18 protein-coding genes are annotated in these 17,280 nt (G+C 50.6%); 8 read left to right on the top strand and 10 right to left on the bottom strand.

Annotated elements, in window-relative coordinates; all coding sequences use genetic code 11:
- Window positions 1-80 precede the first annotated feature (80 nt).
- The gene (locus ACLO87_RS11875) at window positions 81-2,093 is read left to right on the top strand and encodes a TRAP transporter permease (protein WP_430223816.1); all 2,013 of its coding nucleotides are present in this window, start codon (window positions 81-83) and stop codon (window positions 2,091-2,093) included.
- A complete protein-coding gene (locus ACLO87_RS11870) occupies window positions 2,093-2,542 on the top strand; it encodes a DUF1850 domain-containing protein (RefSeq protein WP_430223815.1) in 450 nt (149 codons plus the stop codon). Before ACLO87_RS11875 ends, ACLO87_RS11870 begins: the two co-directional genes overlap by 1 nt.
- Here the strand turns inward: ACLO87_RS11870 and ACLO87_RS11865 are convergent.
- From ACLO87_RS11865 to ACLO87_RS11825, 9 genes are all read right to left on the bottom strand, one after another.
- The gene (locus tag ACLO87_RS11865; RefSeq protein WP_430223814.1) at window positions 2,514-3,251 is read right to left on the bottom strand and encodes a flagellar brake protein; all 738 of its coding nucleotides are present in this window, start codon (window positions 3,249-3,251) and stop codon (window positions 2,514-2,516) included. The two genes, ACLO87_RS11870 and ACLO87_RS11865, sit on opposite strands and share 29 nt — an antisense overlap.
- 108 nt (window positions 3,252-3,359) lie before the next feature.
- Entirely contained in the window at window positions 3,360-4,262 is a 903-nt protein-coding gene (locus ACLO87_RS11860; protein WP_430223813.1) for a delta(1)-pyrroline-2-carboxylate reductase family protein, read from the bottom strand.
- A gap of 44 nt (window positions 4,263-4,306) precedes the next feature.
- Window positions 4,307-4,897 carry a helix-turn-helix domain-containing protein gene (locus ACLO87_RS11855; protein ID WP_430223812.1) on the bottom strand — a complete coding sequence of 197 codons (591 nt, stop codon included), beginning with the start codon at window positions 4,895-4,897 and terminating at the stop codon, window positions 4,307-4,309.
- A gap of 39 nt (window positions 4,898-4,936) precedes the next feature.
- A complete protein-coding gene (locus ACLO87_RS11850; protein WP_135865953.1) occupies window positions 4,937-5,662 on the bottom strand; it encodes an ABC transporter ATP-binding protein in 726 nt (241 codons plus the stop codon).
- The gene (locus tag ACLO87_RS11845; RefSeq protein ID WP_135865951.1) at window positions 5,659-6,486 is read right to left on the bottom strand and encodes an ABC transporter ATP-binding protein; all 828 of its coding nucleotides are present in this window, start codon (window positions 6,484-6,486) and stop codon (window positions 5,659-5,661) included. Before ACLO87_RS11845 ends, ACLO87_RS11850 begins: the two co-directional genes overlap by 4 nt.
- Complete coding sequence (livM, locus tag ACLO87_RS11840) at window positions 6,479-7,660, bottom strand: high-affinity branched-chain amino acid ABC transporter permease LivM (protein WP_430224065.1); 1,182 nt, start codon at window positions 7,658-7,660, stop codon at window positions 6,479-6,481. Before livM ends, ACLO87_RS11845 begins: the two co-directional genes overlap by 8 nt.
- A 315-nt stretch (window positions 7,661-7,975) precedes the next feature.
- The gene (locus ACLO87_RS11835; RefSeq protein WP_135865947.1) at window positions 7,976-8,893 is read right to left on the bottom strand and encodes an ABC transporter permease subunit; all 918 of its coding nucleotides are present in this window, start codon (window positions 8,891-8,893) and stop codon (window positions 7,976-7,978) included.
- Window positions 8,894-8,953: 60 nt separating this feature from the next.
- Entirely contained in the window at window positions 8,954-10,075 is a 1,122-nt protein-coding gene (locus tag ACLO87_RS11830; protein ID WP_135865945.1) for a branched-chain amino acid ABC transporter substrate-binding protein, read from the bottom strand.
- A gap of 62 nt (window positions 10,076-10,137) precedes the next feature.
- Complete coding sequence (locus ACLO87_RS11825) at window positions 10,138-11,319, bottom strand: NAD(P)/FAD-dependent oxidoreductase (RefSeq protein ID WP_430223811.1); 1,182 nt, start codon at window positions 11,317-11,319, stop codon at window positions 10,138-10,140.
- A gap of 196 nt (window positions 11,320-11,515) precedes the next feature.
- Between ACLO87_RS11825 and amaB the strand changes: the two genes are divergently transcribed.
- The 3 genes from amaB to ACLO87_RS11810 all read left to right on the top strand — a co-directional run bounded on the left by amaB (window position 11,516) and on the right by ACLO87_RS11810 (window position 14,288).
- Window positions 11,516-13,015: an L-piperidine-6-carboxylate dehydrogenase gene (gene amaB, locus ACLO87_RS11820; protein WP_135866981.1), complete on the top strand. Its 1,500-nt coding sequence runs from the start codon at window positions 11,516-11,518 to the stop codon at window positions 13,013-13,015.
- Between the two features lie 334 nt (window positions 13,016-13,349).
- Window positions 13,350-13,763, top strand: a complete 414-nt coding sequence (locus ACLO87_RS11815; RefSeq protein WP_135866983.1) for a YidB family protein — start codon at window positions 13,350-13,352, stop codon at window positions 13,761-13,763.
- 177 nt (window positions 13,764-13,940) lie between these two features.
- Entirely contained in the window at window positions 13,941-14,288 is a 348-nt protein-coding gene (locus tag ACLO87_RS11810; protein ID WP_135865167.1) for a LuxR C-terminal-related transcriptional regulator, read from the top strand.
- On the opposite strand, the gene ACLO87_RS11805 is transcribed toward ACLO87_RS11810, so the two are convergent.
- Window positions 14,239-14,946, bottom strand: a complete 708-nt coding sequence (locus ACLO87_RS11805) for a hypothetical protein (protein WP_135865169.1) — start codon at window positions 14,944-14,946, stop codon at window positions 14,239-14,241. The genes ACLO87_RS11810 and ACLO87_RS11805 overlap by 50 nt on opposite strands.
- 17 nt (window positions 14,947-14,963) lie before the next feature.
- Between ACLO87_RS11805 and ACLO87_RS11800 the strand changes: the two genes are divergently transcribed.
- Genes ACLO87_RS11800 through zapD form a run of 3 tightly spaced genes read left to right on the top strand, consistent with a single transcriptional unit; the run spans window position 14,964 to window position 17,142 of the window.
- Window positions 14,964-15,728, top strand: coding sequence for a prepilin peptidase (locus ACLO87_RS11800; RefSeq protein ID WP_430223810.1), 765 nt, complete (start codon window positions 14,964-14,966; stop codon window positions 15,726-15,728).
- 13 nt (window positions 15,729-15,741) lie between these two features.
- Complete coding sequence (gene coaE, locus ACLO87_RS11795) at window positions 15,742-16,341, top strand: dephospho-CoA kinase (protein WP_430223809.1); 600 nt, start codon at window positions 15,742-15,744, stop codon at window positions 16,339-16,341.
- 45 nt (window positions 16,342-16,386) lie between these two features.
- A complete protein-coding gene (gene zapD / locus ACLO87_RS11790; protein WP_135865176.1) occupies window positions 16,387-17,142 on the top strand; it encodes a cell division protein ZapD in 756 nt (251 codons plus the stop codon).
- Window positions 17,143-17,280 lie beyond the last annotated feature (138 nt).

The following is a 17,280-nucleotide window of genomic DNA, read 5'->3' as shown; positions in this document are numbered from 1 at the left end:
GTTGATTAGTGTGTAAGCAGTGATTCTGATCATCATCAGGAACACTGCTTTTTTTGATGTGAGTAATGGGCAATATGAGCATGGATCACGATCAATCCGTGGGGGCGCTCCCACGGTCTATCTTTTGGGTGGCGGTGCTATTTTCTGTTTTTCAGATTTACACCGCTGCATTTAGTCCCATTTCCAGCCAAGTGGTACGTGCCATACACGTAGGCTTCGTGCTGTTGATGATCTTCACCTTGATGCCTACGTTTTTTGGCAGAAAAATTCCAGTATTGGGGTGGATTCTGGGCTTAACGGGTTTTGTATTCAGTTTCTATCACTGGGTATTCGAGTCTGATCTGACGGCTAGGGCCGGCGAAATGACCACCGAAGACATGGTGGTAGGTATTGTGATCATTGCATTGGTGTTTGAGGCAACGCGTCGAATGATGGGGATTGCCTTGCCCATCATTTGTGGCTTGTTCTTGTTATACGGTTTGTATGGTGAGTTTTTACCGGGTAGTTTTGCGCACCGTGGTTACGGCTTTGACCAAATTATTAGCACTTTAGGCTTTGGTACGGAAGGTATTTACGGCACACCAACCTATGTGTCTTCTACCTATATCTTCTTATTCATCTTGTTTGGTTCGTTCTTGGAACGTGCAGGGATGATTACGCTGTTTAGTGACCTAGCGATGGGTACTGTAGGGCATACGCGTGGTGGTCCGGCGAAAGTATCCGTAGTGAGCTCTGGCTTGATGGGTACTATTAACGGGTCCGGTGTGGCTAACGTGGTGACCACAGGGCAGTTCACGATTCCGTTGATGAAACGTTTTGGTTATTCCTCGGCGTTTGCGGGCGGTGTGGAAGCCACGTCTAGTATGGGCGGGCAGATCATGCCTCCGGTGATGGGGGCGGTGGCCTTCATTATGGCCGAAACCATTAACGTGCCTTATGTGGATATCGTCAAAGCGGCTATTATTCCAGCCATTTTGTACTTCTTCACCGCATTCTGGACCGTGCACTTAGTGGCCGGTAGGGAAGGGCTATTTGGTCTGCCTAAAGAAGAGTGTCCAAACCCATGGACAGCCATCCGTACCCATTGGTATTTACTGATTCCATTGATTGGATTGGTGTCGCTACTCTTTTCAGGCTATACGCCCTTGTTCTCTGGAACAGTAGGCTTGGGCTTAACGGTGATTCTGATCTTTGGTGCCGCAGCAATTAGTGGGTGCAGCCGTAATACCTTGCGGTATTTATTCTGGCTACTACTAGGGTTGGCGTGTACCGGTTTTGTGAAGTTTGGCGTAATTACTTTCTTTGTCATCATTGCCTTGTTGGCGGCTTTTTTGCTGATTCAACGTCATAGCAAAGATGTATTACGTGACTCCATTGAGTCGTTAGCAGACGGTGCCCGTCATGCATTGCCAGTAGCGATTGCGTGTGCACTGGTAGGCGTGATTATCGGTATTATCAACCTGACAGGTGTGGCAGCGGAGTTTGGTGGCCAAGTGATTGCGATTGGTAAAGACAACCTGCTATTAGCGTTGTTCTTGACCATGATTACGTGCTTGGTATTAGGTATGGGTATTCCCACCATTCCAAACTACATTATCACTAGCTCGTTGGCAGCACCTATCCTGTTGCAGTTGGGTGTACCGCTGATCGTCTCGCACATGTTTGTGTTCTATTTTGGGATCATGGCTGATTTAACGCCGCCAGTGGCATTGGCAGCTTTTGCGGCCGCACCTATAGCCAAAACTACAGGTTTGAAAATCAGTGTGCAAGCGTTGCGTGTGGCGATTGCGGGCTTTATCGTGCCGTACATGGCCGTGTATAGCCCAGCCTTGATGCTGCAAGATTACACCAGCCCCGTCGAGGTGATTTATGTGGTGGCTAAAGCCATTTTTGCCATCGTATTGTGGGGGGTAGCGACTACAGGTTTCATGAAAACCAAAGTGCAAGTTTGGGAGCGTATCTATGTATTCGTAGCCGCTGCCATGTTGGTATGGGCAGATCCTATTTCTGACCAAATCGGCTGGGGTATGACTGCACTGTTCTTTGTATGGCACTACCTGCGTAGTCGTGGTGTAGAGCACAAGGCAGCCTAATGCCCTTAAGTGCAGTAGTAGGCATTTGTTTGCAATTAGCAGGGGCACCGGAAGCGGTGCCCCGCTACGTGCCTACCCAACGCTTTACGTTGGCGTGGGAGCATTCCATTGAAAAAGTACGCTGGGAAGAAGACTACCTGCTGGTACCGGCGAGTTCTACTGAAGATAGTGCTGATATCACGTTAGTAGAGGCTAGAGTCAAAGGTTCAGCGGCAGGCATGGAGCCGCCTGAAGATGCGTATTTGAAAGATGGGTGGTATCACTACACGCCCGCCTCATTACCCGTGCAGGCGCTACGGCTGACACGTTCGGGCTATACCGCTGACTATGATCTGTGCATAGATCAACAGTGCCAACGCTTAGAACATTACTTGGAAACAGATGGCGGCATCACGCTGCTACGGGCGTGTATGCCCCCTGCTACTGTAGACCGCGTTCCTTCGCAATAAGCTGGCGTTCTAAACGGGTGGTGTAGGTTTGCACTAGGTTTTCAGCAGCGCCTTGTAAATTCACAAAAGCAGCGCCTATATGGCGTATAGGTGTGCCGCTAGGCAGCAGCAGTTCACGTTCACGTGTTACCTGCAAGGTAGCCGTGATTGTGCCTACATCGGGTAGATGCAGCGTACAGTCATGCAGCATCATGCCTACGCGGAAGTTAATGCGTCGGCTTTTATCCAGTAAGGCCACGCCGCCCACGCTGATATCGTACAAATCGAATACCACGGGTGGTTGAGTAAGCATCAGCGCACAGGTGGCTGGGTTAGTCACTGGTACAGGCACACGGAAGAATTCACGGCGTTGAATACGGCGCATGAACTCAGGTAGTGCCAAGCACAACGCTGGTTTCCCCTCAAAGTAGGTGGAGGTGATTTGATCCGTGGAAAACTGTACTTTGACGTGATCAATGCTGGTTTCAAAGTCTGCCGTACCGGCATCTAGAAACTGCTGGTTGATAGCGTCATGTGAGGCGCAGTCCACAATTAAGTGTTCGGCATCCAGATCAATATCCAGCATGGTGGTCACCACAGAGATCTGGGGATGCGGCCCCTGCATTTGAATGAGCAAACCATCATCTAGCATGCGTCGTAGCAGGCGCAACATTTCATAACGGGAGCCGATACGGTGTGGATCGTGCTCAGTAGCAGGGGAAGTAGACATAGCTGGTTAGTATTCAGCAAAAAGTAAATAAAAGAGCTAAGTGGGGGAGCTTAACACTAACCAGGGGGCTTTAAGGCTTGAACAAGCCGCTACTTGCAGGGTAATAGCCTAGTTTAGGTGCTGACGAGCGCAACGTGCGGCAGCTAAATCCCATGCAGCACAACCTATGCTTTTATAAAACAAAGGGCGTGAGTGGCGTGGGGGCTGTTGTTGAGCAAGAGCGATAGGCTGTACTTGCTCCCAATCTACTTGTGCTTGTATCAAGTCACCAGCTTCATGCGGGCCAGAAATTTTGTCGTCTATATAGTGCAAACTGGCACGCACTGTGTCGGCGGCGAACTCGGCCATATCGTGGCGATAAGCGCCCATGCCTATTAATAAGCGATCGGCCCTGGCAGGGTGGTCGTACACCGGGGTTGAACTGCTGGTGGTGCCAATAACCACATCGGCATCATCGGGTACATGGCTAGCAACATGCAGGGGAATGTGCGGTAGAGCTTGCTCCAGTGCGCGTGCTTTTTGAGTGTTGCGAGCAACGATGCTGATACGGCAGTGTGGATAGAGTGTATGCAGGGCTTGAGCATGGCCTTGTGCTTGCACGCCTGCACCTAAAATGGCGACGTGACGGCATTGGTTTTGCCACAGTAGTCGTATCCCCAACATGGATACTGCAGCAGTACGTCTAGCCGTAACAGTTGGGCCATCCAAGACAAACAATGGCAGGCCATTCACGCCATCGTATGCACATACCAGCCCTTGAATGACGGCCAAGTTGATGTCCGTGTTCTGGGGCATGATATTGACCAGTTTATGTATGCCTATGTCGTGTGCAGTTGCTGGCATGGACAGTAAGGTGGCCCCATTGGGGTAGTCCACGCTTTGACGGGTGGGGGCATGAATACGGCCCAGGTGATAGTCCTGAGCAGCGTGTGCCAGAGCATCAGTCAGTGCATGGTAGGGCAATGCGGCGGCAGTGGCCTCTGCATCCAGAACAGCAATAGGGTGATGCATAGTCTCCTCCATGTAGGGGGTGGGGATTGTCTCGTAGACAAACGTTATAGTTCTGCTTTAGTGCTGATCCACATTACCTCTGCATCACCGTCATCACCATGGTTGATGACGCGATGTAGCATGCGACTGTCTATATAAAAACAGTCGCCCTGATGCAGAATCACAGGTTGGTAAAACTCGGTGTGCAGCTCTATGCTGCCGCTCAGCACGTACACGAATTCCTCTCCTTCGTGTCGGCTCCACCCATCTTGTGGATCAATATTGTGTGCTTTGATGCGAGAGATAAACGGCATGATGTGTTTATTCGCTAGCTGCGAACAGAGCACGCGGTGTTCATACATAGGTGTGTCATGCCGTTCGCCATTACCTGCTCGCTCTATGGTGCGTCGCCCTGCGCCCATATGTTCTTGGGGTGGGGCGAATAGCTCCGCTATATCAACCTGAAACCCTCTAGCCAGACGTAGTAATACATCGTAGGTAGGGGAGCTTAGGCCGTTTTCTATCTTCGACAAACTGGACGAGGCAACACCGGTAGCACGGCTAGCTTGCTCCAATGTCCAGCCATGATGCTGGCGCAAAGAGCGTATGCGTTCGGCTAACGCAGATACCGAAGCTTGGACATCGGGATACGTCACGATAGTTTTCCTTATAGGGTGCCAATCAGGTAAAAAACATTAATGTTTTTTACCGCCTCCCAAGTACGCATCACGCACTTGAGGATTGGCCAGCAGCTCATCGCCGGAACCGGTCAGCGTGATTTGCCCATTGGTCATCACGTAACCACGGCTAGAGAGCTTGAGCGCATGGTAGGCATTTTGCTCGACCAGGAAAATGGTTTTTCCCAGCGAGGTAATGTCTTTCAGTATGTCAAAAATTTGTGCCACGATCAGTGGGGCCAACCCTAGGCTGGGTTCATCCAGCAAAATCATGTCGGGCCGCCCCATTAAGGAACGCGCCATTGCTAGCATTTGCTGTTCACCGCCAGAAAGTGTGCCTGCTCGTTGGTTACGACGCTCTTTTAGGCGGGGGAATAAGGCAAACATCTCGGTTTTGTCGGCATCGGCATGTTCCATACCGATAGGCAGTGTGCCTATCAGCAGGTTTTCTTCTACGGTCATAGAAGGGAAAATTCGACGTCCTTCGGGTACTTGCGATAGACCTTGGCGCGCAATATGGTGTGGCGGTAGCGCAGCCAGATTAGTGCCATTGAAAAGGATCTCGCCTTTGCGTATTTTGGGTAGCCCGAAAATGCTCATCAGTAGTGTGCTTTTGCCAGCACCGTTGGCGCCAATCAAACACACAATTTCGCCACGGTTCACATGCAGGGATACATCGTGCAGTACCTGAATAGCGCCGTAGCCATTACATACGTTTCTAATATCCAATAAGGCTGAGCTCATACCTGCTCCTCTGTAGCCGTGCCTAGGTAAGCGGCAATAACTTTTGGGTTGTTACGTATGTCGTCTGGGCAACCTTGGGCGATCACTTCGCCGTGATCCAGCACCACAATATGATTGGAAATATCCATGACCAACCCCATGTCGTGCTCAATCAGCAATACGGTAACGCCGAACTCATCACGAAGCTGGTGTATCAACGAGGCAAGGTGATCCGTTTCGGAAGGGTTCAAGCCAGCAGCAGGTTCATCCAAGCAGATCAGCAAAGGCTCGGTGCACATGGCTCTAGCGATTTCTAAAATACGTTGTGAACCATAGGGAAGCTCACCTGCTAAGCGGTTGGCTTGGTTCGCCATGTTCAAGCGCTCTAACCACTGCATGGCAGTTTCTACACCTTTGCGTTCACGCTCTTCAAAACGATTAGATGCCCACATGCCGCGCCACAAGTTGCCGTCTAAATGACGGTGTTGAGCAACCAGCAAGTTTTCCAAAACGGTCATGTCTTGGAATAAGCGGATGTTCTGAAAGGTACGGGCGATACCAGCACGAGTCACTTGGTGTGATCCGCCTACTAGGGGGCGAGTCAGCAGTTTGGCCACTTGCGCGCTGCGGCCATCTTCTCTGTGCAGAGTAATGGTGCCTTCGCTGGCACGGTAAAAGCCGGTGACGCAGTTAAAAACCGTAGTTTTACCTGCGCCATTGGGGCCTATAAGAGCCGTAATAGAATGGCGTTGCACATCAAAGTTCACGTTGTTGTTAGCAATAATGCCGCCAAAACGTTGGGTTAGTTGACGTACTGTCAGGATGGCGTCGTTGGCATTAGTCATGTTTGCCTCCAACGAAAGCGGGGCGTTTGGCACGTATTAATCCATGTGGACGCCAGATCATCATCAGAATCATCAGTACACCAAACATCAAAATACGGTAGTCAGCAAGGTCTCGTAGCAGCTCAGGCAATAAGGTCAAAGCCAGCGCAGCAATCACCACACCCAACATAGAACCCATGCCACCCAACACCACAATGGACAAAATCAGCACTGACTCAAAGAAGTTAAAGGAAGTGGGGTTGATAAAGCCTTGGTAGGTGGCAAAGAACACGCCTGCAATACCACCGGCAATGGCGCCAATAGTAAAGGCTGACAGTTTGATGGTGACGTGGTTAATACCCAATGAACGGCAGGCAATTTCATCTTCGCGCAGTGCTTCCCACGACCTGCCCAACGGCATGTAGCGTAAGCGGTTAAAAAATCGCAGAGTGATGGCAACGACAATAAACAGGACTACATAAATAAAGAGGAACTTGTAATCGCCGCTGTAGGACAGCCCAAAGAACTCGTGGAAAGGCGTATTGCCGTTACTACTACGACGGGCAAACTCCATGCCAAAAAAGGTGGGGGATGGCGCAGCGGCACCGTTAGGGCCACCGGTCACATCTGCCCAGTTGGTTAATACCAAACGGATGATTTCGCCAAAGCCAAGGGTCACAATCGCCAGATAGTCACCGTGCATGCGCAAGACGGGGAAGCCCAGCAATGCGCCGCAGGTACCGGCGACTATAGGTACCAGTAACAGGGCAGTCCAAAAGCCAAAATCAAAGTACTGCGCCCCTAATGCCAGTAGGTAAGCGCCCACAGCGTAGAAGCCCACAAACCCTAAGTCCAGCAACCCAGCCATCCCCACGACGATATTCAGGCCCAGCCCTAGCAGTACGTAAATCAGAGCTAGCGTTAGGTTACTGATCCAGACCTTAGGCAGCAGGCCAGTGAGGTTCAACAGAATAGGTAGGCTCAAACCCGCAAGAAACAGCAGAGGTACGTAGATTTTCCAGGCGTTTTTCTGGCCACGTGGTTTAGGCAGGCTGACACCAAACACGAACAGTACAAACAAGCTAATCAATACCAATGCGGAGCTCGCGCCCACAGCGATCACTTTTTGCCAACCTAAGAAGCAAGCAAACAGAGCAAACAGCAGGCAACTGCCAAACACGCGCAAATTTTTAATGGCCGAGGGGGCGGAGGTAGACTCTACCGTGATTTCATCTGAGGCATTTTTTTGCTGTAAACGCTGCAGCAAGCGATTACCCGCAGGCAACTGTGCTAATACCGACACGCCAAAGCGCACCACAGTTACTAACAGCGCCAAGTAAATACCGTTTAGTAGTAGCGGTGTGCGTTCGGGCAGGAACTTGAAGTCGTACTGATTCAATACCAAGTTGGTAATGGGGCCCAGCAGAATCAAGGTAACCACGCCTGCAATTAACGCATCCTTAATGGAGTGACCCCAAGAAATGGGAGCATGGGAAGTCGTATGCATGGGTTACACCTTTTCCACAGCAGGGCGTCCAAGCAGGCCACTGGGTTTGAAAATCAACACCAGTACCAACACGCTAAACGCAAATACATCTTTGTAGTCACTGTTGACGAAGCCAGCAAAAATAGACTCCAGCACGCCCAGCAATAACCCGCCCAGCATGGCGCCAGGTAATGAGCCAATACCGCCCAATACTGCCGCACTAAATGCTTTCAAACCAATAATGAAGCCTACATAGAAATCGAAAGAGCCATAACTCAACGTCACCAGCACACCCGCAATTGCGGCCATGACGGAGCCTATGACAAACACCATGGAGACAATGCGCGCACTGTTAATGCCCAAAATCGTGGCCATTTTGCGGTCTTGTTGCACCGCACGGCATTGGCGACCTAGGCTGGTGCCATGAATCATCCATGTCAGAATAGCCATAGCGGCTACGCTTACACCAATGATGATCAGGTTCATTAAGCGAATTTGAATGAAGTTTTCATCGTCGCCCAAACGGAAGCTGCCAGAAATCAAAATAGGCACGCCTTGTACATTAGGGCCTTGAGCGAGCTGCACGTAATTTTGCAGTACCAATGACACACCAATGGCGGTAATCAAGGGGGCCAGTCTGGTGGTGCCAGTCAGAGGACGATAAACGGTGCGTTCAATAGACCAGCCGTACAACCCCGTGATGGCCATGGTCACAATCAAGGTAGTGAGTAGGGCGAACGGTACAGATTGAATACCGAAAAAAGAAATGACGGCTAAGGTAATGGCGGAAATGTAAGCGCTCACCATGTAGATGTCACCATGGGCAAAGTTAATCATGCCGATGATGCCGTACACCATGGTGTAGCCGACTGCGATAAGACCATACACCGAGCCCAAGGTCAGGCCGTTGATGATCTGTTGACCAAAGATATAGATGTCCATGGACACAAACTCCAGGTTGGCGGGTAGCGGTTGCTACCCGCCGGGATAAGCGAAAGCGGTTTACTTCAGTTCGGCATATCCACCGTTGTCATCCCACTGGTACATGACATAGTTGGCAACTTGTAAGTCACCTTTGCTATCCCATGCTTTAGGGCCTAACACGGTTTGCACCTGATTGGCTTTCATCCAGTCAGCCAATTCTGTACCGCTGGTGGAGTTGGTTCCGGCCAGCGCGGCGGCCAAGGCTTGTACGCCAGCGTAGGCATACAGCGTGAAGCCATCGGATTTTTTACCCTCTGCGGTCAGTTTGGCGACCACATCTTTGCTGCTGTCCATGTTGCGAGGGTCTTGAGGGAAGGTCATGTAGACACCGCTGGCGTACTGAGGGCCACCTGCTGCAGTCACAAAAGCGGGGTCCACAATACCGTCATCGGAAATGAAGGGTTGTTTCATGCCCTGCTCACGCATTTGGCGTACCAGCGTACCGGCTTCACCGTGCAAACCACCGAAGAATACGGCGTCTACATCAGCACTGCGCATACGAGTAACCAGTGCGTTGTAGTCGCGCTCACCACGGTTCACACCGTCAAACACGGCAACTTCTACGCCAGCCGCTTCTACCGCTTTACGAGTGGCATCAGCTAAGCCGCGACCATAGGTGTCTTTATCGTGAATCACCGCAATACGTTTGGCTTTGAGGTCGTTCACAATGAAATCACCAATTACCAGTGCTTGCTGATCATCCCTACCCACAATGCGGGTGACGGTAGGCATATCGCGTTCGGTAATGATGGGGTTGGTGGCACCGCATGCCATGGAAAGCACGTCGGCTTCGTCGTAGATTTCAGTGGCAGGAATATGGCTAGACGAGCAGAAGTGGCCCACTACACCTGCCACTTTTTCTTGGTCAACCAAACGGTTGGCAACGGCTACTGCTTGCTTGGGTTCGCAAGCATCGTCACCTTTGATCAGCTCTAACTGTTTACCGTTAACCCCGCCGTTGGCATTGATTTGCTCAACAGCAGCCACAGCACCAATCCAAAGCTGATCACCAAATGCAGCGTTCGCTCCGGTGAAGGGACCTGCAATGGCGATTTTTACGGTTTCGGCGGCAGATGCGGCGAAGGGAAGCGCCAAGCAAAGCGTGGCGGCCATCATGGAAAAAGCAAACTTCCTTTTCATTTCATTGTCTCCTGATTATTGGAATAGTTGTGCTGCGTTGTGCCTGGTGGCAAAAAGGAGTGTTAGACGACGTTTTTCTCAATCAATGGCTGATTTTCTAAAATGCGCTGCCAGCCTAAGCGAGTGAGATCTAAAGAGCGGAATTGGCCATAAATAATCAATTCACTAAGCGCTCTACCTACAGCAGGGGCTTGCTGCATGCCGTGCCCGCTTAAGCCATTGGCAAAAAGCAGGTGCTGCATGTGGGGGTGTGGACCAAGAATCAAGTTTTGATCCAACAAGTTCATGTCGTAATGACCAGCCCAGCTACGTACCAAACGCAGCGCCTCAAAGCCGGGCACGCGTTCAGCCAGCAGTGGCCATAACAATTCATCAAATAATTCGTGCTGCACATCGAAGTCGGTGCAAGGCGGGTCTTGGTCTGCCGAGGGAGCAATACCAGCAATAAAGCCTTCGCCTTCAGGGCGGAAGTACGCGCCAGTAGGATCAATCACCATTGGGCAGCCCGGTACAGCAGCGGGGGAAGTGAAGTAAAACACACTGCGTTTATGGGATTGCACGGGTAAATCGATGCCAGCAGTTAGAGCCAAGCGGGTAGCGTCTGTGCCGGCGGCATTAATCACAAATTTGGCATGGATTTGCTCGCCGTTATCCAGTTCTACGCCCGTGATATGACCATTTTGGTGCAGCAGTTTTTGTACACGTGCCGAGCGATAGGTAGCACCTAGCGAGATGGCTTTGCGGCGCATGCCTTGCATCATGCCGTAGGCGTCTAGCCAACCTTCACCACTTAGACCCAATGAGCCAGCCGCCAAGTCGCTGGTATTCATCCACGGGTATTTGGCAGCCAGATCAGGTGCGTCATACATGTGAATGTTGGCGCCTTCAGCTTGCTGAACTTCTAGGTTGGAACGCAGTGTTTCCACACCATCATTAGTGGCCAGAAACAGGTAACCGCCTTCAACGAATGCGGGGTCAGCAGCATCGCCATCCACATCCATATTGCGTTTGAACTGGCGTAAAAACTCCGTACCAAACATGGACATACGGATGTTTTCCGGGGTGGAGAACTGATGTCGTATAGAGGCTGCGGACAGGGTGGTAGCGCAGTGTTGATAGCTAGGGTCTTGCTCCAGCACCAGCACCTTACCCTGAAAATCGGGGTTGGAGAGCAGGAAATAGGCGGCTGAACTGCCGGTAGCAGCGCCTCCTACGATCACGACATCAAACAGCTGGGTTTCCATGATGAATAATTCTCCGGTATCGGATACGAGTGGTTGTGCTATGTGATGCTATTATTTTCATAATTGTGAAAATATTTTATTGGTGTTTTCCCTTTGAGTATAAATTTTCCTATACGAAAAATGATATTCTGATTAGAAATACGGTGACCTGCTAGTTGCCGGAACTTTGTCCCCTGTTCATTGGATGGAAATTGCTATGCAAACTGCAGAATTATTAGAAAAGCTGGGTGTGGACGCAGCGAGTATCCGTGGTGGATCGCTGTCGGTTTCTTCACCTGTGGATGGGCAAGAAATTGCTCGCGTCGCGCAGCAAAGCGTTGCCGACGTTGCTGTAGCAGTACGCAAAGCCAAGCAGGCGTACACCGCATGGCGAGCTGTGCCCGCACCGCGTCGAGGAGAGTTGGTGCGTTTGTTCGGTGAAGTGCTGCGCGAGGAAAAAGAAACCTTGGGCAAGCTAGTGTCCATCGAAGCTGGGAAAATTCTGGCGGAAGGCGCTGGTGAAGTGCAGGAAATGATTGATATCTGCGACTTCGCCGTAGGGTTGTCTCGTCAGTTGTACGGTCTGACTATCGCGTCCGAGCGTCCTGGTCACCGCATGATGGAAACCTGGCATCCACTGGGTGTAGTAGGCGTAATTTCCGCCTTTAACTTCCCCGTTGCCGTGTGGTCATGGAATACCACCTTGGCATTGGTGTGCGGTAATGCTGTGATCTGGAAACCATCCGAGAAAACACCGCTAACAGCGTTGGCGTGCCAAGCCTTGTTTGAACGTGCGTTAAAACGTTTTGGCGATGCACCAGAAGGTTTGAGCCAAGTGCTGATCGGCGAACGCGATGTAGGCGAAGCCTTGGTAGATAACCACGATGTGGCGCTGGTATCAGCAACAGGTTCTACACGTATGGGCCGTGAAGTAGGTCCACGCGTAGCGGCTCGTTTTGGTCGTTCTTTGCTAGAGCTGGGTGGCAATAACGCCATTATTGTGAGTGAATCCGCAGATCTGAATTTAGCCATGCGCGGCATTTTGTTTGGTGCTATTGGTACGGCTGGTCAGCGTTGCACCACCACTCGTCGAGTGATTGTGCACGAAAGTGTGGCAGATGATCTATTGAAACGTTTGCGCAAAGCGTATGACAGTGCGGTTATTGGTAGCCCATTGGAAACAGGCACATTGGTAGGCCCGTTGATCGATAAAGACTCGTTTGACGCTATGCAAACAGCCTTGAAAAATGCGCGTGAGCAGGGCGGCACCGTACACGGTGGTGAGCGCGTGCTGCAAGATAAATACCCTAATGGCTACTATGTGAAACCTGCCATTGTGGAAATGCCAGAGCAAAGCAGCGTGGTGAAACACGAAACCTTCGCTCCTATTCTGTATTTCATGCGTTATACCGATTTCCAAACAGCGGTAGACATGCAAAACGATGTGCCACAAGGTCTGTCATCGGCTATCTTCAGTAACGACCTGCGCGAGGCAGAATACTTCTTATCCGCCAATGGTTCAGACTGCGGTATTGCCAACGTGAATATTGGTACATCGGGCGCAGAGATTGGTGGCGCATTCGGTGGTGAAAAAGAAACTGGTGGTGGTAGAGAGTCGGGTTCCGATGCATGGAAAGTCTATATGCGTCGTGCCACAAACACCATCAACTACTCTCGTGAATTGCCGCTGGCACAAGGCATTCAGTTCGGGGATTAATCCTAGCGTTTGCTTAGGAAATTGACCGAAAAATGCGCTGCTTAGGCAGCGCATTTTTTTATGGGCTAGAACTTTGTTTAGTGCGGTGTTCGCAGAGCTGTCCAAGACCGTAAGGCCCTCTTGGGGGACAGTGCTTTTGCTAGTAAGGCAGCGTGGGGGTATTAGAGGTCGCAGGGCCGCCCCAAGACCGTAAAGCCCCCTCGGGGGGGCAGCGCCTTGCTAGCAAGGCAGCGTGGGGGTATTTTTTGTTTGCATTTGTTTTTTCTCTAGCGCCTGAAAGCGCGGCACAATGTAGCATCCTTACTTAAAAGAAGTAAATAACGAGGTGTAAACCGTGAGCTTTCTAAACTCTTTGATGTCCGTTGCGTCTGCAGCATTAAATCCTGCACAACAAGAACGTGCCAGCCTAATTCCAGCGTTGGTGTCGTTGGTAAATAAGTTTCCAGGAGGCTTGAATGGTTTGATTCAAACCTTCAAACAGGGTGGATTAGCCAAGGTGGTGACATCATGGATGAGCAGCGGTGAAAAGTTGCCGGTAAGCATGGGACAGCTAGAGCAAGTATTAGGGAATAAAGCAGTAGCGACGATGGCGAATGACAGTGGCTTAAGCGAAAGCAAAGTACTCTCACATTTGACCGAGTTGTTGCCTGCTTTGATCGGTGCATTTTCCAGCTCAGACAATGCTTCTGAACCTTCGGGCGCGCTGGATGTGCAAAGTGTTATCGCGATGCTAATGAAAGATCGTTAAGACGAAATGTAGTGCTTTCAACCCTGCGTACTCAGTAGGGTTGAAAGAGTAGGGTTTGCTAGGTGGATCATTCTGTCATATTGTAACTAAACATAAATATAGATAATATTTGTTACATTGAGGCAGGGAAGCTTTAGGCAGCAGGTTTTATTGCTGTCATTTATTGGAGGCTTTGTGATGCAGACACCACTACAAGAAACCGCTACATGGCTTAATCAGCGCTTAACGGCGCGCGAGCTTCAAGTCATGAAATTGGTCATACAGGGATTGCCGAGCAAGTCTATTGCAGCAAAACTAGGAATTTCGCAGCGTACCGTCGATGCTCATCGAGGTAGCATGTACAGCAAATTAAATGTGCGCGGTGCAATGGAGCTGTCACATTTGGTCTTTACGCGGGGGATGCGTAGTCGTTACAGCTTGGCTGAACCGGACGCTGACGCGTTCAACGGTTCAAGCCAAACACAAAATGGTGCACTTACTGAGCGCGATGACACTGTGGAGCCGGACGATCATCCAGTTCGCTAATAGGATCAATATCCGCTTGGCGGCTCAGTAACGTTTCCAGAGTAGGACGTTGTTGGTTAAACGTCTGAACTTTCATCTGGTTATTGTTTAAGAAACTGAGCTCAGCCAATATCGCCTCATTACTTAACTGCAAAATAATGCGATTAGGCTGGCTGCCTACCTGATACCAGCAACCACTGGTGGCATGTGTAGGGGCAGAGCGGTCAGCCGCTTCAATGCGCATACGCCATACACCGGAAGGGGCTGTCGTTAACGTAGTACGTAACGGCACGCACAGAGCATCGGTAGGTGAGCACGAAATGGTACCCAAGAATGTACGTGGCTCAACTAACTCGCGTACCTGACGGCTTTCTATTAATTGTTGGTCAGCAGTACGAGGTTGCTCTGCCACTGCATCTTTACCAAAACCGAACTGCAACTGAGAAGCCGCATGGGTATGTTGGGCTCGGGCAGAGTTTTGCGCATCATTTTCAGTATCAGAGCGGCCGCTTTGATACGAGGCGGGCGTGGACTGGCTGGCACAGCCTGCCAATAACGCGCACAGCGCTAGGCCTGTAAGTAGGGAACGGCTTGGGAAAGCAGATGTAGTAGAAGCACGCATGATGCCATCCTGTGCAGGTAAGTGAGCGGAGTAAAACACCATTATAAGGCGGTTCACGATTAAGGATTCCAACAATGCTGTATTTGCTGTGCCCTATTGCGGCGGTTGTTTTTACGGCTTTTGCACAGAGTTGGGCAAAATCGTATGCCCTAATCTTGCAACAGGGTGCAACACCAAACTGCCGCAGTTTATACAGGGCTGCTCAAAAAGCACTCACTAATCCACGCGATTGGTGGCGTATACCGCATTGGCCGCATTCTTACTGGCACAGAGGTTGTGCGGTGTTTTTGGTAGGGGTAACGGTCTTTTTCTCTACGTTTTATCTCGCTATTGCCGTACAGCGCGTTATGTACGATCACATTTCTTGGGGTGTGGGTTTCTGGTATGGCGGTTTGACTGCAGTGCTATTGTTTTTGGTGTGGTGTGATCTGTATACGCGTTTATTGCCGGATGCTGTAACGATCCCACTCATCGTGTTACCGTGGTTGATACAAGTGTGGTTTACGGTAACGTTAACGACATCAAATACAGCATGGTGGTTAGCTGTGGCGTTGTATGTGGGTTATCGCTGTTGTATGCCTTTTATACAGAAACCGCCCATAGGGGCAGGCGATATCAAGCTGTATTTGGGGTTATGGGCCATAAGCCCGCAACTACATGCTGGTTTTTTACTGATTTTGATTGCTGCGGTGGCGTGTTGGTTCATACAGGCCTGCTGGCAGCAACGCTGTTTACCTCGCGGAGCATGTGCATTTGGGCCATACTTATGCCTAGCGTATAGTGTGATCAATGTATGGGAGTCCGGCCTGCATGTGGGTTTTGCCCCGTACGGGTTTTAAGGATGCAAAGCCTATGCTAAAAATTGGGTTAACAGGTGGAATTGGGTCAGGTAAAAGCCAAGTGGCAACACTGCTGGAAGAGTGGGGTGCCACCATTGTGGATACTGACTTGGTTGCCCATCAGCTGTGTCAGCCAGGTGGCTTCGCCATCGCAGCAATTGCTGAACAATTTGGCTCTGCATTTATCACGGCAGAGCAAGGTATGGACAGACAACGCATGCGCGAGCATGTATTTGCCAACCCGGCAGAGCGTCAACGATTAGAGGCGTTACTGCACCCATTAATTTGGGACGAAGCACGTAGACAGGTCATGTCTGCAGGCGGTTTGTACGTAGTAGTGGTAGTTCCGCTGTTAATAGAGCGAGGTCGTTGGCGTAATCATGTAGACCGAATTTGTGTCGTGGACTGCGATGAGCACACCCAGAAACAGCGGGTACGTGAGCGTAGTGGGCTGACGGATGAGGTCATTGAGCGTATCATGGGTGCGCAGGCAACCAGAGAGCAGCGTTTGGCTGTAGCCGACGATGTAATTGTGAACGATGGCAAGACCACTCTCAGTGCACTTCGTCAGCAGGCCGAGCAGTTGCACCAACAATGGTTGCAGCAGCGTTGAGACATAAAAGTACGTTTTATTTAGCTATTTAAGGGTTTTTTTCACGTGATTCTTTACGAGTATCCCTGTAATGAACGTGTACGGGCCTTCCTGCGGGTCGAATATCTGTTTGATCGTCTCCATTACTTCATGGCGGGCGACGATCCCCATTTGCATCAGATAGCCGTCACGACATTGTTCGAGATACTGGATGTTTGTGAACGTTCAGATTTACGTGGAATGATTCTGCAGGATATTGAGCGCCAGCGTCTGGCCTTATCTGCACTGCGTGAGCATCCTGGAGTGTCCAGCAAACTGCTGGACAACATGCTGAATGAATTGCAAGAAGTCACTAGCCCGCTGGCAGCTCAAGGGCGCTTGGGGCAAAACCTTAAAGATAACGATTGGCTGGGCAGTTTGCGTGGCCGATTGACGGTGCCTGGTGGTTGTTCTCAGGTAGATATTCCGTCGTATTATGCGTGGCAGTCTAGGCCCGTGGCGCAACGCCGCGCCGATCTGCAATCGTGGTCGGAAGCCTTCCAACCTATGCATGCCGCTTTGATGTTGGTGCTGCGCTTATTGCGTGATGCTGGCGATGCGCTAGAGCATACGGCCCACGAAGGAAACTACCAAGAGATGCTGGGTGGAAAATCGTTCCAGCTATTACGTGTCTGGGTAGACGAAGCAGCTGGTGTATTTCCTGAAATGAGCGCAAACAAGTATGTGTTATGGGTGCGTTTTGCCTTACAAGACACCACCAATAAACCAGTGCCATTAACGCGCGACATACATTTCAAACTGGCACGCTGCAATATAGGTTAACAAGCAGGCAATTTCTCTACTGAGAATGGAACTTATTTCGTTACAGAGAGTCACAAGGTGGGCTAGGGCTTGCTGCGGTAGTGGTATCAGGTCCCTGACACACGCTACACAATAACTTGGGGCGCATAGCCCCTTACT

This window comes from Paenalcaligenes sp. Me52, assembly GCF_050487965.1.
Classification (GTDB): Bacteria; Pseudomonadota; Gammaproteobacteria; order Burkholderiales; family Burkholderiaceae_B; genus Paenalcaligenes.
The sequence above is the reverse complement of the archived record's forward strand: the minus strand, read 5'-3'. Positions and strand labels throughout refer to the sequence as shown.

Bases quoted from the DNA above. Each gene is read 5' to 3' on its own strand.
- ACLO87_RS11830 (WP_135865945.1), bottom strand. From the start codon at position 10,075: ATGAAAAGGAAGTTTGCTTTTTCCATGATGGCCGCCACGCTTTGCTTG.
- ACLO87_RS11825 (WP_430223811.1), bottom strand. From the start codon at position 11,319: ATGGAAACCCAGCTGTTTGATGTCGTGATCGTAGGAGGCGCTGCTACC.
- ACLO87_RS11800 (WP_430223810.1), top strand. From the start codon at position 14,964: ATGCTGTATTTGCTGTGCCCTATTGCGGCGGTTGTTTTTACGGCTTTT.
- coaE (WP_430223809.1), top strand. From the start codon at position 15,742: ATGCTAAAAATTGGGTTAACAGGTGGAATTGGGTCAGGTAAAAGCCAA.
- ACLO87_RS11875 (WP_430223816.1), top strand. From the start codon at position 81: ATGGATCACGATCAATCCGTGGGGGCGCTCCCACGGTCTATCTTTTGG.
- ACLO87_RS11860 (WP_430223813.1), bottom strand. From the start codon at position 4,262: ATGCATCACCCTATTGCTGTTCTGGATGCAGAGGCCACTGCCGCCGCA.
- ACLO87_RS11845 (WP_135865951.1), bottom strand. From the start codon at position 6,486: ATGACTAATGCCAACGACGCCATCCTGACAGTACGTCAACTAACCCAA.
- ACLO87_RS11835 (WP_135865947.1), bottom strand. From the start codon at position 8,893: ATGGACATCTATATCTTTGGTCAACAGATCATCAACGGCCTGACCTTG.
- ACLO87_RS11870 (WP_430223815.1), top strand. From the start codon at position 2,093: ATGCCCTTAAGTGCAGTAGTAGGCATTTGTTTGCAATTAGCAGGGGCA.
- ACLO87_RS11865 (WP_430223814.1), bottom strand. From the start codon at position 3,251: ATGTCTACTTCCCCTGCTACTGAGCACGATCCACACCGTATCGGCTCC.
- ACLO87_RS11850 (WP_135865953.1), bottom strand. From the start codon at position 5,662: ATGAGCTCAGCCTTATTGGATATTAGAAACGTATGTAATGGCTACGGC.
- ACLO87_RS11810 (WP_135865167.1), top strand. From the start codon at position 13,941: ATGCAGACACCACTACAAGAAACCGCTACATGGCTTAATCAGCGCTTA.
- amaB (WP_135866981.1), top strand. From the start codon at position 11,516: ATGCAAACTGCAGAATTATTAGAAAAGCTGGGTGTGGACGCAGCGAGT.